Raw genomic sequence first — 13,711 nt, forward strand, 5'->3', positions numbered from 1 at the left:
CGTGGCTTCAAGACGGAGAATGTGCGTGAAATAAGGCTTCTGGGGCATGGCAGAGAAACCTGGTCAAGTCAAAGCTGGCCGCGCCGCCGATACAGGCAGGCGATCGGCTCGCCTGATCCAGCAGAGCATGCCGAGAAAGGCCGGCCAGAGCGGATTGGCAATCAGGAAGTTCGACGCCGGCATGGCGAAGACAAGATTGTAGAAAAGATAGAAATAGAAAAACATCCTGACGTCATCCAGCCGCCGCGTCGCGAGATCGACGACGAACATCCAAATGAGGCCACCGATCATCAGAGCCAGAAGGCCGAGACCGAGAAGGCCGAACTTGTGGAACACGGCGAAGTGCAGGAAGTGGATGTTGTGCACCTCGAGCACGCCGAGCAGCGCATGCTGGCCCGGCGTCTTGTCCGCGGCGCCGCTCATGTCGACCGTCCGGCCCAGACCCTTGCCGAACAGCCATTCGGCATCGGTGGCGGTCTGGTAGTCCTCCATCACCTTCTGGCCCTCGAAGACACGCTGGTAGGAGGAAACGTGATGGTAGAGGTCGTCGCCCTTCATCAGGAGAATCGCTTCCTTGATGTTGCGCGGCAGGGTCTCGACCGTCGCGTCGTCGAGCGACAGGGCAAAGCCGATAATGCCGAGCGCGACGAAGATCAGGAAGAAGGTCGTCACCAGACATTTGCGGTAGAGCAGGAAGAGCAGACCCACCGTGCCGACGGCGAGGATCGAGGCCCGGTTGATCTCCACCTGTACGAAGCCGTCATTCGAACCAAGATGGATCATCACATAGAGCAGGGCGCCTATCGCCTTCTCGATGACGCGCCGTCGGATCAGCATGCCGTAGAGCGCGATCACCTCGAACAGTATATATTGATAGTGATTTTCCTTGGCGACAATGGAGAGCCCGGTAAAGACTAGCGCGAGCGCCAAGAAGGGTGGGGAGTAGAGTGCACCGACGATATTGCCGGGGTCGCTTGATTCGCGCCGGTAGCGGAAGATCTGAAACATCAGAACGCCGGTGACGAGATAGAGCGACCAGGCGACGATATATTGCTGCGCGTTCTGGTTGGCGACGCCAATGATGGCCGAGGCCAGCAACAGCAGCAGGGTGAGCATCGCGATCGGATGGGGCGCGGCGGCCTGCAAGGTCGTTCGGTTGAAGACGAAGGTCAGTGCGACAAAAGCAAGCGCATAGAGATAGACGCCGGCATTGAGGTAGGGCGTCTTGGCAAAGCCGATGATGCCCACGACATGCTCGAGCAACAGCGACGTCACGCCATAGAGTAGAATGAAACCCACGAGAAACAGGCCGAAATGATCGAGCCCTGCGAACAGGCCGACCCTTTTCTCCCGAATGTCAGACGTGGTTGCCGGCATCATGGGCGCGCGCTGCCTTGTTGAGCCACCAGAGCGAAAGCGTGATCACGATCGCATGCGACACGAGATCCGAAAGCACGAAGACCCGGACCCCGAAAATATTGACAAAGACGTAGCCGAAAACGACGGCGAGCGCGACTGCCAGAATGCGGGCAACCGCGGCGGCATGGTAGCGGCTGCGCGCGAACAGGCCCTGGACAAGTGCCTGGCCGACCGACTCGGTCACAACAGTCACGCAGAAGATGGCAAGGAAACCCCAGGCTTCGACCGCAAAGCCCTTGGCGAAGGCGAGCACCGCTATCGAGGCGGTAGCGATTAGCACCGCAAAGGCCGCCGCGATCGCCAGGCTCGAACGCTGAATACGCATCGTCGCGGCAGCGCCGAGTGCCGGGCTGCCGGCGACAGCCTGCACGAGCCGCGGAAACTCGACACGCCGTGCGAAGCCGGCAATCTGGCTCGCGGCGCCGACGATCTGCTTGGCATAGACCAACACCGCGGTGGCGTTGTGCCCAAGTGCAAAAGCCGCGATGGCCAACTGCGCGCGGAAATAAAGCTGTCCGGGCAGGAGCCCCGCCAGCATCGAGCTCTCCTCGACAAAGGCCTTGCGGATGCCGGGGCCTGACGGCGTTACCCAGGCCGGCCGCCAGCCAGCGGCCGCGAGGGCCGCGAATTGCGCGAGAATCGTCAATGCGTAACCGATCGAGAACGCAGCACCGGTCCAGACGCCGGCCTCTACCGGCGGCATGTCATGTGCGAAGAAGAGTGCCACGGCCGAGGCGACGTAAGCGATAGAGCCGGTCAGGCCGGAGACGCCGCTCTTCTGCAGTCCATCGAGAAATCCCGCGGCATTGAAAGCCCAGAGCAGCATGGCGGGTAGTGACCAGATCAGGTAGCTCTGGGAGAAATCAGGCAGCGGCCAATAGGCGAGGGAGGCGATGCCGGCGGCGACCAGCAGGACCGCCATCGTGGCGCGAAACACCGTCGTCTCCCAGTAGGCCCGCCAGACCTCCGAAGCCGCGCCCCCGGAATGGACCTGGCGGGCGATCTGTGCGGAAAGAATCGTGAGAGACCCTGCCTCGACCGCGACGATGCCGAGAATGGCGAAAGAGAAATGCGCGCCGAACAGCGCGAGCATCTCCGTTTCGCCCTTGGCGACAAGCCATGTCTGGACGAGAAAGATCGATCCCTGACCGAGGCCGAAGCCGCCAATCAGCATGCCCAAATTGACAAGGCGCCTGAAGGCGCCTTGCTGGGAAATCCTTGACATGAGCGATGGGCTCATCCGGTCACTGCGTTGATGAATGAAATGCAGCCGTCTTGCTTGGACAGCATGCGGGAAAGGTCCGCACGGCGGTCCTTCCGTTCCTCGCGATCGCCCTTTGATGCCTGCTCGATGGCGAGAGACAAGGCTTCGGAATCTCCGGGCGGCGTGATGATGGCGCTGTCGCCGAGGAAGTTGGCGAGCTCTGTGCCCTCATCGGCCGTGACCACCACGGGCGCACCCGAGGCCAGCATTCCGCCGAGCTTGGACGGCAGCACGAGATCGGCCGCACCACGATCCTGCGGCAGCGCATGCAGGCTGGCGAGGTTCATGAATTCGTTGAACTTCTCGTAGGGCTGGAACGGCAGGAAGCTGACATTCAGCAGGTGACCATACTTTTCCACGAGGCCGCGCTTCGCGGGGCCTTCGCCGGCGATGACGAACTTGATTTTCTGCTGCTTCACCAGCTGGGCAGCTGCATCGAGCAAAGTGCCGAGACCCTGTTTCGCACCGATATTGCCGGAATAGAGGACGACGAAATCGTCGTCGGCGTAACCGAGTTCTTGGCGATAGGCGGACTTGCGGCCGAGCGGATAGATATGCTCGAGATCAACCCAGTTACGGACGATCGCGACCTGTTCCGGCTTGCCGGTCTTCTCGGCCAGGCGCTGGGCCATGCGCTCGGAGATCGTGATGATGCGGTCAAAACCCTTGAGCGTATATTTCTCAAAGAGATAGGCGGCCTTCTTCACGAAGCTCAGCGACTTCAGGTGACCCACCGCGAAGGCCGCATCGACTTCGAGGTCCTGCACATGCAGCACCGTGCGGGCGCCGACAGCCTTGGCAGCCAGAATGGCGAGCGGAGCAGCGAACAGGGTCGGTTCGACGCAGATGACGAATTGCGGACGATGGCGCAGAATGTTCCAGAGCACCACAGGCGCGGAGGTCGCAGCAAAGCTCAGCGGCGCGATCAGGCGCCAGATCCCGCCCATATTCTCCTTGAGGAAGAGCGGCACACGAAAGATCTTCATGTGGTTCTTCTGCTCGGTGGAATAGCTGTTGGTGTAGCCTTCCCGAACGCTCCAGCCTGGATAGTGCGGCGGGGTTGTCACGACCGTGACCTCACTGCCCTGGCCGGTCAGGTAGTCGGCGATTTCACCCGTATACTTGCCCACACCGGTGATTTCGGGGGCAAAGTTCATGCCGTAGAGAAGGATCTTCTTTCCAGCGATCGTGCGATCCTGCTCGGAGGAATGCATGGTCATGTTCATATTGTCGTCCGTTCTGCGACAGAATTGTCAATTTCGGCAATCGTATTGGTACACGTCTGTACCGGGTATGAACGACGCCAGAAATGCGTGAAGGGGGTAAGTGGTTCCCGACAGAGGGAATTTTTCGACATGACACGTGAATGCATAGGCAATTGAAGAAGCCGAACCATGGCCTTTTCATCCATTCTCTTTATTCGCCGACGTGTGGCCAGGCGGGACCACGCGCTGCTTCGTCAAGACGACCGAATGCTCGGGTCGTGACGGGTTGGATCGTCATTTGGAGGTCCGTGCCGATGCGGTCTTGTACGCGTCGGATCGCGGGTTGATTGCCGAGAGAGGAACACCAAATTTCGATGTGTGACAACATCCGAGACGGGCTAAAGCCGGGGAAATTATGACCTTATTCGCTTGGGTGAAAGATTTTTCGGCAGTGATGAATTTGCGCAACAATTGAGCATCCGCCAAGGCTGGCGCGTCAACTGGACAGACGTATAAAATGCCGCAGCGTCAACGGCTTGTTTGATGACGGTTTGATGAAATCTCGGAGGGCGCCATTGAAATGCCCTGTTTCAAAACCATATCACCGAAGCACGCCAAATGTTGGATGAGCGTGCGAAAACTGAAACGACGGAGGGAGCTTCATGCGTTCACTGAACAGCTTTGTTTCCCGAAGCGCGCGGGCCGGGAGCGGTACGTCGCTTCGGTCGCAAATTATGATGTGTATGCGCATCGCGCATTAGTCGTTTCCATCGACTCCACGACAGCAAGTCATTTGGCGCCGGCGCATGCGTTGGCGCATGGGAAGTTTTTGCTATGGACAAACAAGTCATCCAGTATGCCGGGGAACCGGTTGGGATCGCCGTTCCCGAAAACGGCAAACTGAAGTTCATCGCCGTGAAATACCACGTCATGGACCTCGACGATCAGCTGTTTCCAACGGCTGAAGAGATGAATGCCGCCATCCACAGGCTGGTGGTGCATCATCGCCCCGCCCAATTGCATTCTTAGAATTTCGAGGCCGCCCGTGTAATATCCGCGGGCGGCCTCCTGCATCTGACCCCTCCCAAATCGCTGTCGCATTCCTTGCCTTTGCCACAAAGGCAGCGTCATCCTGCGCCTGGCTGATCGGTTCGGCCATCGATCTGAGGGAGGGGACGTGTGGCCGATCGCACCGGTACCAACAAATCCGAAACACTCGACGGCACCGATGATGCCGACCTCTTCGTCGGCCTTGGCGGCGCCGACACCTTGAATGGACTTGGCGGCGCGGACACGTTTTCCGCTGGCGATGGCGCCGATACGGTGTTCGGCGGCGAAGGCGACGATGTGATCTATGGTCACAGCAAGGCTGACCGTCAGACCTCGTCCGGTTTTATCAAGACAGAGAAAATCGCCGATATCGGATCCGGTGCGGTACAAACCGCGATCGCCGGCGGCGATGACGGGTTCATTTATGCGCTCAGCAAGGATTCCGGCGAGATCTTTCGCATCAACGCCGAGAGCGGCAAGAAATCGTCCTTCCTCGATATCCCCGATGGCCAGATCGGCAATGGCAACGAGCGCGGCGTGCTCGGTATGGCCTTTCATCCGGACTATGAGAGCAACGGTCGCTTCTTCGTCTACATGACCAATGGTGAGGGCGACATCGAGATCCGCGAATATGGCCGCGTCGACGGCAATCCGCCGGGCGCGGAATTCACCCAGACGCTCCTGACCATTCCCCATCCCGATTTCGGAAATCACAATGGCGGCGCGATCACTTTCGGACCGGATGGTTATCTCTATCTCGGCGTTGGTGACGGGGGCAGCGGCGGCGATCCGGGACAGAATGCTCAGGACGAGAATTCGCTGCTCGGCAAGGTCCTGCGCATCGATGTCGATGGCGATGACTTTCCTGGCAACGACAGCAAGAATTATGCGATTCCGTCCGACAACCCCTTCGTGGCCACCAGTGGCGCCGATGAGATCTGGGCGCTCGGGGTCCGCAATCCCTGGCGCATCAGTTTCGATGACGACACCGGCGACCTCTACATTGCTGATGTGGGCCAGAATTCGCAGGAAGAGATCGACTATGTACTGGCCGGCACACCGGGCGGTCTGAACTTCGGCTGGAACTATCGCGAAGGCGATGAGGATTATGACGGCGACAACGATCCTGGCGATCCACCCGGCGGACTGACCTTCACCGATCCGGTCTTCACCTACGATCATGATGGCGGTGGCGCCTCGGTAACGGGTGGCGTCGTCATCCATGCGCCGGGCCAGGGCCTGGACGGTGCCTACATCTTCTCCGATTTCATCACCGGCAAGATCTATACCCTTCGCATGGTCGATGGCGATGTCGAGGACGCCACCATCCGAACCGACCAGATCTCTGGCGCCAAGCTCGAGCAGATCTCGGCCTACGGGGTCGATGGCGACGGTAATATCCTCACCATCAGTCTCAATGGCGGCATTTACCGCTTGAACATTGGTGACGCGGCTGGTGATGGAGACGACGAACTGCATGGCGATGCCGGAAACGACAAGCTGTTTGGCGGCGTCGGCCGTGACCAGCTCTTCGGCGACGCCGACAGCGATGTGCTGGCCGGCGGCATCGGCAACGACAAGCTGGAGGGTGGCGCCGACGGCGACCGCTTCATCTTCAAGACCGGTACTGGCCGCGACGTGCTACTCGATTTCGACGCCAAGGGAAGCGACCACGATATCATCGATCTCGGAGGCCTGAAGGCGATCAAGAATTTCAACGATCTCAAGGCCAGCCATCTCGACGCCAGCAACGGTGATGTCGTGATCACGGCTGGCTCCGACCAAATCGTGATCGAGGAAACGAAACTCTCGGATCTCGATCGTAACGATTTCGACTTCTGACCACTCTTTTCGGAGTGGTCGTCGTCCTGCCGCATGGGGCGTGACCTTTTCGTCCCACTTCGTAAATTTTTGTTAAGACCCTTGTCTTTCCGCGGCTGGTTATGTCTATGCTTGGCCACGGGCAGGGGAGCCGCGTCTCGTTGAGGCGAGGATTTTTCCTATGTATTGCGCACTGCCTGGACGAATCCCGCTCGACGGCCATGACGGTCGCGGGCAGAAAATTATTCACCGAGTAAGTTCGCTATGAGAAATGTCGTTGTCCTCCTCGCAGCTGGTGCGATGCTTGCCGCCTGCTCGACAGAGAAGTTCATCCCGGGGCCGGAAGTCACCCTGACGGACAACTATAAGAACCGCACCGGTCGCCGCGGCGAGACCATCAATCCGGAAACCAAATGGTGGGCCAATTTCGGCGACAAGAACCTCAATAGCCTGGTTGAGGAGGCTCTTGCCGATAACCTGTCGATCGAGGCCGCCCGTGAGCGCGTTCACGCCGCGCACCTGACCGCACGCATTGCCAACAGCGCCTACCTGCCGCAGGTCACCGCCGTGAAGTCCGCCACCGCGTCGGGCAACTACGACAAACACCAGGTCAAGACCGGTCATACCAAGAACCCGCTCACTGGCGCGAAGGTGCCGATCACCGAGCGGAAGTGGGTGACAACAGATACCTCGAATGCCAACAAGGGCATCCAGGGCACCTGGATCATCAATCCGCTCGCCTGGAGAAGCACCAAGGAGCGCGAACTTGAGCGTATCGCCGCCGAGCGCGAAGCACTCTATGCTGCACGTCTCGACATCATCGCGGCTGTGGCGAATGCCTATGTGAGCGCTCAGGGCTTCGGTCGCCAGGCCGAGATCGCCAAGCGCGCGCTTTCGGTCCAGAACGAGACCTCGGAAATTACCATCGCCAAGGTCGAGGCCGGTTCCGCCAGCACGCTCGACTCGACCCGCGCCAAGGCCAACGCCGCATTGACCTCCGCGGATATCCCGGCGCTCGAGCAGGCCCGCGAACAATATGTCAACCAGATCTCGACGCTTCTCGGCAAGACCCCGGCTGAGCTCGACGGCCTGTTTACAAAATATAGGTCGGTCCGCCTGCCGCGCGAGCGTTTCAAGGAAGGCATTCCCGCTGACCTGCTGCGCAACCGTCCTGACATTCGCCAGCAGGAGCGTTTGCTTGCTGCATCCGTCGCTGATATTGGCGTGGCAGAGGCCGATCTCTACCCGACGCTCACGCTCTCGGGCAATCTCGGCGTGAGCCGCTCGGCGACTTCGGGTACCAACGCCAATTGGGCATTCGGCCCGTCGATCAGCCTGCCGATCTTCGATCGTGGTGCTCTGAAGGCGAGTGTCAATCTGTCGAAGTCTGCGGCGCGCCAGCAATATCTCGCTTATCGCCAGACGGTCATCGAAGCCGTCCGGCAGGTCGAGGATGCCATGGTCGCGCTTCGCCAGGAGCAGATCCGCTACTCGCGCCTCGCCACGGCGGTGAACGAACTCACGCGCGCCGAACAACTCGCCCGCGAGCTCAACAATGCCGGCACCACAGAGTTCAAGGACGTGCTCGACGCGCAGGCCGCCTCGTACAGCGCCCAGCTCCAGCTCGCCGACTCGCAGCTGCAGCTCAACATCAACTATATCCTGCTCTGCCAGGCACTGGGCGGTGGCTGGGGTGGCGAAGACGCCGAGCCCTATGAAGTTGTGGTGGTGAAGAATTGATCTCTCGCCGTCCAGGGAACGGGCGGCATTCGATCAAGCCGGGATATTGAACGGTGTGACAATGACCAGCGCGGACAGCGCTGGTCTTTTTGTTCTTGTCCCGGCGCCGCGTGCCTCCAGCAGCGTGCCGAGCGCATTCGCTGCGTCGGCTTCAAGGCTGTGATGCAGCACATAGGATAACTTTTCCGCTCTCAAGAGCGCGAGATTGTCCTCGTCGAGATCATGCGCGACATAGACGGGCAGGGGTCGGCCCGCGGCCTCGAAGGCATCGATGACCGAGCGGTTGCCACCGCCGATCGAATAAACTGCGCGGATGTTCTCGTCTCGCGCCAAGGCAGCCCGCACCTGGGCGCCGGTGGTCCAATCCTTGCCGAAACCCTCGCTGATCGAGACGATGCCGAGTTCCGGATAGCGGGACCGCAGCATTTTACGGAATCCTGTCTCGCGCTCTTCCTCGCCGCGGAAGCGGTTCGACGAGAGTGTCGCGAGCACGGACGCCCTCTGCCCGGCGAGTCGCGAGCCAATGAGATAGGCTGCGGTTTCGCCCGCCATGCGGTTGTCGGATCCGGCATAGGCGAGGCGGCCAGATCCGGGGAGGTCCGTCACCAGCGTCACCACGGGCACGCCGGCCTCAGTCATGGCCTCGACCGCCTGCCGGATGGCTGACGTATCGGGCGCCTTCAGCACGACGCCGTCGCTGCCGCGCTGCCGGATGCGGGTCATCATCCGCGACAGGTCGGCATCGTGCATCTGCTCAGTGAAATGAAAACGCGCGCGCAGCGTAAGGGGACGGAATGAGCCTGTCTGGCTCTCGAAGGCTTCGCGGACGGCCCGGGTAAAGCGATCGGGTGCCTCCATGATGACGTCGAAGACATAGGTTCGACCCTGGAGGCCGGCATCCTTCTCCTGTTTTCGAAGCTCGTCGATCGCCGCCTCGATCCGCACTGCCGTCTGCCGTCGGACACCGCCGCGACCGTTGATGACGCGGTCGACCGTCGCGGTGCTCAGCCCCGCCTGATAGGCGATATCCTTGACGAGAAACTCATGCGCCATGCTGCGATGCCGTCGAAATTTGATGGATTGTTGATGGATACCACATCTCGCTGCGGCCGTAACCATGCCTATAATCGGCACCACAGACCTCAGGGAGGATGACATGAAGACCGACAACCCCGTCACCGGGCGCACGAATCGCGTCTGGTACACCGAAGCAGCCTGCGACATTGAAGAGTTCGCGGCCCTGATCAATCGGACGGCCGAGCTCTCCGACTATCCGCACGCAAAGTCCATCGAGAAGAACGTCGTCATTTATGACGCAGCGAACGTCGTCGCTACGGCGAAGACCGCCGACGGCCGCAAGGCGATTCTCGCCGAGATTTGCGATATCTTCGCCCGCGGCCCCGGGGTCGCCGTCTTCAAGGGCGCCTACACCGACACGTCGGTCATCGACAAGGCGACCTCGGTGTTCGACGCTGTCATCGTCGACGAAAAGAAGGGTAAGGTCGGCGGTGGCGATCATTTCGCCCAACCTGGCGCCAATGACCGCATCTGGAACTCGCTCGAAAAGCACTGCCTCGCAGACCCGGAGGGCTTTGCGCACTACTATGCCAACCCGATCGTGGCGCTCGCCTCCGAAGCCTGGCTCGGCCCGCACTACCAGATGACGGCGCAGGTCAATCGCGTCAATCCGGGTGGCTCGGCGCAAAAGGCGCATCGCGACTACCATCTCGGCTTTCAGTCGGTCTCGGAAATGGAGCGCTTCCCTGCCCATGTCCACCACCTCTCGCCGGTGTTGACGCTGCAGGGCGCTGTCGCCCATTGCGACATGCCGCTCGAAAGTGGCCCTACGCTGTTCCTGCCCTTCAGCCAGCTTTATCCGCTCGGCTATCTCGTCCCCAACCGCCCGGAATTCCAGGACTATTTCGACAGACACCACGTCCAACTGCCGCTGGAAAAGGGCGATGTCGTCTTCTTCAATCCGTCGCTGATTCATGCCGCCGGCACCAACCGCTCGACGGACATCTTTCGCATGGCGAATCTCCTGCAGGTTTCCTCCGCCTTCGGCCGCGCCATGGAATCGGTCGGCCGCGAGCAGATGAGCGCCAAACTCTATCCGGCTTTGAAGGCCATGCTGGACGATGGCCGCATCGACCGAACGTCAGCGAACAATGCCATTGCCTCCTGTGCCGAAGGCTATTCCTTCCCGACCAATCTCGACCGCGACCCGCCCAAGGGCGGCCTGGCCCCCAAGACTCAGGCCGCTCTCTTCGGGGAAGCGCTCGATGCCGGCTGGCCGGCGGAGAAATTCGCCGGGGAACTGGCCCTGCAGGCCGAGAAGAAGCTGACCTGATCCGCAGCATCGAATGAAACCGACCCCTTTCCCCGCTACCGGGGAGAGGGGTTTCCGCGTCAAGAATGGAGGAAATACCATGACATCGAATGCAGCGCGCCTCGAAGGCAAGATCGCCGTCGTAACCGGCGGAACCCAGGGCCTCGGCGCCACCATTGCCCGCACCTTTGCCGATCGCGGCGCGGCAGGCATCGTCATCTGTGGTCGTACGGCCGCAAAGGGCGAGGCCAAGGCGACGGAGATATCGGCGGCAACGGGAGCCAAGGTCGTCTACCAGCAGGCCGATCTCGAAAAGATCGACGACGTCCGCGCCGTGATCGCCCGCGCCGACAAGGAGTTCGGCCGGGTGGATGCCCTGGTCAATGCTGCTGCCATCACCGACCGCGGCACGATCCTCGACACGTCGCCAGAGCTCTTCGATCGTATGTTCGCGGCCAATGTCCGCGCGCCGTTCTTCCTGATGCAGGAGGCGGTGAAGATCATGCGCCGAGAGAAGATCGAGGGCACGATCGTCAATATCGGTTCGATGTCCGCCAAGGCCGGCCAGCCTTTCATCGCGGCCTATTGCGCCTCCAAGGGCGCTTTGGAAACGCTGACCAAGAACACGGCCTATGCGCTGCTCCGCAACCGCATCCGCGTCAACGGCCTGAATATTGGCTGGATGGCGTCCGAAGGCGAGGACCGAATCCAGCGCGAATATCACAACGCACCCGCCGACTGGCTTGTGAAAGCCGCCGCCGCCCAACCGTTCGGACGTCTGGTTGATCCGGCGGAAGTGGCCCGCGCCTGCGTCTACCTCTCGTCGCCCGAGTCGGGCCTGATGACCGGTTCGGTGATCTGTTTCGACCAGTCGATCTGGGGCGCCTACGAAGCCTCGCCGCAGCCAGAGGCGGCGATGTAATCGCCGGTCTTGGAAGGTTGTCTTTCCCCGAAAATGCTGGGATGTAAGAATTCGACTTTGGGGAGAGGCTATCATGAACGAATTGACCTTACTCGCCTTCGCGGCCGTTGCCTTCATCGGCATAGCAACGCCGGGCCCAACGGTCCTGCTCGCACTGGCCAATGGCTCGCGCTACGGCATCGGACGGTCGGTCTATGGCATGGTCGGCGCCGTGCTCTCGGATTTCGTCCTGATCGGCGCGGTCGCCCTGGGCCTTGGCGCGTTGCTCGCGGCCTCCGAATTTTGGTTCTCGGTCGTGAAATGGGTCGGCGTTGCCTATCTTGCCTTCCTTGGCGTCACGCTGCTCCGCTCCCAGGGTTCGCTTGACCAGTCGCTACAAGCGGCCGAAACCGGATCGGGCTCACGACGGGCAATCTTTCTCAAGAGCCTTCTGGTCGCGGTGACCAATCCCAAAGGCTACCTGTTCTTCTCGGCCTTCCTGCCGCAGTTTATCGTGCCATCGGAGCCTCAGGCCGCGCAGTATGTCGCGCTGGCGCTGGTCTTTGCCTCGATCGATTTCTTGGTCATGCTCGGCTATGCCGTGCTCGGTTCTCAGGCCGTTCGCCTGCTCAAGCGTTCTGGCGCTCTGTGGCTGGATCGCATCTGTGGGGGCGCGCTACTGACTCTTGCAGGATCGCTGGCCTTCTATCGCCGGTCTGCGAGCTGATCAGGTATCGACGGGCTGACGGCCAGCCGCGGCAACATTCTCGCGGTGCACTGTCTCATAGGGCGCGAAATAGAGAATCGCGCCTGAAGCGATGTCGCGCTCGACGAATTCCATCAGCGATTGCGTCCGCGCCCGGCTTGCTTCTTCGGGATCGATCAGCCGTTCGAGATAGTCGCAATTGGCTGTGATCAGGCTCTTGTCGTAACCGCCAAGGGCGATTCGTTCGGGATCACCGTGATTGGGCAGAATGCGTCGAATCGGCCATGTCGCCATGCGGTCGAGCTCGGCAATGTGGGTCTCGATATGCGCTGGCTCGGAAATGTAGGTGACTGCATCCTCAAGCGTGTCACCGGCGAAGAGGATGCCTTCGTCGGGCAGCCAGAGTACGCAGCCGTCATGGCTGTGGATGTCGAAGTGATGGAGTTGGACCCGGCGATCGCCGATCGTGAGATCGAGCCGGTCGGCGAATGTGCGACTCGGCATGACGACGGGCCTGATCGGCGGATCGCCAGTCTCGAGCTTTTCGCGGTTCTCGGCCATCGCCCGCGCCGTCATTTCCAGTGCCATGATCGGGCAATCAGCGAAGGCTTCATTGCCGGCAATATGGTCGGTGTGCCAGTGGCTGAGCACAACATCGAACCGTGTCACGCCGAGAGCCGCGAGATGATCTCGGATCGCCCGTGCGTGTTCGAGGGTCATGTGGGTGTCGTAGACCAGCGCATGGTCGCCCGCCACGATCGCATAGGAAGCGATGCCAAGGCTGTAAGCGCCATCGTCGACCCAGTTTGGACCTTCGGAATGCAGCCGCTTCCCTTCGATCCGCCCGTCGTAGTAGGCGTAGATGCCGGGATAGGGCTCGAGGATGCGCATCGTCGCAGTGAGGGCGCTCATGGGATCACTCCAGCCAATCGGTCGAGAATTTTCCAGCGAGATGAATATCAGTCGTCTCCAGCCGGCCTGGTCCGAGATTCTCGAATTTGTGCGGCATGCCCGAGGGTGCCACAAGGATCTGACCTGCCCGCGCCTCGATTTTCTCGTCGCCCAGTGTGAACAGGGCGCGACCGATGCGGATGATGAAGGTTTCGGGGTAAGGGTGGCTGTGAAGTCGCGGCCCGCCGCCGATTTCGTCGGTGACGTAGAAGACGACAGAAACGTCTGCGCCATGCTCGCCGCCCTGGAACTCGCCCTTCCAGAGCTCGGGATGGTCGGCCCACTGATCTCTCTCAATCACCTTGCCGGCCATCCGGACTCTCCT

The 13,711-nt window shown here is 60.8% G+C and carries 12 protein-coding genes; 6 read left to right on the forward strand and 6 right to left on the reverse strand.

Features of this window, described 5'->3' with window-relative positions:
• Positions 1-63: 63 nt before the first annotated feature.
• Genes AC2YI2_RS11065 through AC2YI2_RS11075 form a run of 3 tightly spaced genes read right to left on the reverse strand, consistent with a single transcriptional unit; the run spans position 64 to position 3,909 of the window.
• Positions 64-1,380 carry a hypothetical protein gene (locus tag AC2YI2_RS11065; protein ID WP_487386525.1) on the reverse strand — a complete coding sequence of 439 codons (1,317 nt, stop codon included), beginning with the start codon at positions 1,378-1,380 and terminating at the stop codon, positions 64-66.
• Positions 1,358-2,644: a lipid II flippase MurJ gene (locus AC2YI2_RS11070; RefSeq protein ID WP_487386526.1), complete on the reverse strand. Its 1,287-nt coding sequence runs from the start codon at positions 2,642-2,644 to the stop codon at positions 1,358-1,360. The genes AC2YI2_RS11065 and AC2YI2_RS11070 overlap by 23 nt, the downstream gene beginning before the upstream one ends.
• Before the next feature lie 11 nt (positions 2,645-2,655).
• Positions 2,656-3,909, reverse strand: coding sequence for a WcaI family glycosyltransferase (locus AC2YI2_RS11075; protein ID WP_487386527.1), 1,254 nt, complete (start codon positions 3,907-3,909; stop codon positions 2,656-2,658).
• Between the two features lie 813 nt (positions 3,910-4,722).
• Here AC2YI2_RS11075 and AC2YI2_RS11080 point away from each other — a divergent pair.
• From AC2YI2_RS11080 to AC2YI2_RS11090, 3 genes are all read left to right on the forward strand, one after another.
• The gene (locus AC2YI2_RS11080; RefSeq protein ID WP_487386528.1) at positions 4,723-4,917 is read left to right on the forward strand and encodes a hypothetical protein; all 195 of its coding nucleotides are present in this window, start codon (positions 4,723-4,725) and stop codon (positions 4,915-4,917) included.
• Positions 4,918-5,067: 150 nt separating this feature from the next.
• Positions 5,068-6,780 carry a PQQ-dependent sugar dehydrogenase gene (locus AC2YI2_RS11085; protein ID WP_487386529.1) on the forward strand — a complete coding sequence of 571 codons (1,713 nt, stop codon included), beginning with the start codon at positions 5,068-5,070 and terminating at the stop codon, positions 6,778-6,780.
• Positions 6,781-7,023: 243 nt separating this feature from the next.
• Positions 7,024-8,499, forward strand: a complete 1,476-nt coding sequence (locus AC2YI2_RS11090; protein ID WP_487386530.1) for an efflux transporter outer membrane subunit — start codon at positions 7,024-7,026, stop codon at positions 8,497-8,499.
• 33 nt (positions 8,500-8,532) lie between these two features.
• Here AC2YI2_RS11090 and AC2YI2_RS11095 read toward each other — a convergent pair whose 3' ends face one another.
• On the reverse strand, positions 8,533-9,552 hold the full coding sequence (locus AC2YI2_RS11095; protein ID WP_487386531.1) for a LacI family DNA-binding transcriptional regulator: 1,020 nt from the start codon (positions 9,550-9,552) through the stop codon (positions 8,533-8,535).
• A gap of 103 nt (positions 9,553-9,655) precedes the next feature.
• Between AC2YI2_RS11095 and AC2YI2_RS11100 the strand changes: the two genes are divergently transcribed.
• The 3 genes from AC2YI2_RS11100 (at position 9,656) to AC2YI2_RS11110 (ending at position 12,456) form a co-directional block, all read left to right on the forward strand.
• A complete protein-coding gene (locus AC2YI2_RS11100; protein ID WP_487386532.1) occupies positions 9,656-10,849 on the forward strand; it encodes a phytanoyl-CoA dioxygenase family protein in 1,194 nt (397 codons plus the stop codon).
• A 79-nt stretch (positions 10,850-10,928) separates the two neighbouring features.
• A complete protein-coding gene (locus AC2YI2_RS11105) occupies positions 10,929-11,750 on the forward strand; it encodes an SDR family oxidoreductase (RefSeq protein WP_487386533.1) in 822 nt (273 codons plus the stop codon).
• 73 nt (positions 11,751-11,823) lie between these two features.
• Positions 11,824-12,456: a LysE family translocator gene (locus AC2YI2_RS11110; protein ID WP_487386534.1), complete on the forward strand. Its 633-nt coding sequence runs from the start codon at positions 11,824-11,826 to the stop codon at positions 12,454-12,456.
• On the opposite strand, the gene AC2YI2_RS11115 is transcribed toward AC2YI2_RS11110, so the two are convergent.
• Both AC2YI2_RS11115 and AC2YI2_RS11120 read right to left on the reverse strand, forming a co-directional pair.
• Positions 12,457-13,347 (reverse strand): MBL fold metallo-hydrolase, encoded by an 891-nt coding sequence (locus tag AC2YI2_RS11115; RefSeq protein ID WP_487386535.1) that lies wholly within the window; start codon positions 13,345-13,347, stop codon positions 12,457-12,459.
• A 4-nt stretch (positions 13,348-13,351) separates the two neighbouring features.
• Positions 13,352-13,699: a cupin domain-containing protein gene (locus AC2YI2_RS11120; RefSeq protein WP_487386536.1), complete on the reverse strand. Its 348-nt coding sequence runs from the start codon at positions 13,697-13,699 to the stop codon at positions 13,352-13,354.
• Positions 13,700-13,711 lie beyond the last annotated feature (12 nt).

The sequence above is a fragment of the Rhizobium sp. SRI_017 genome, assembly GCF_057586295.1.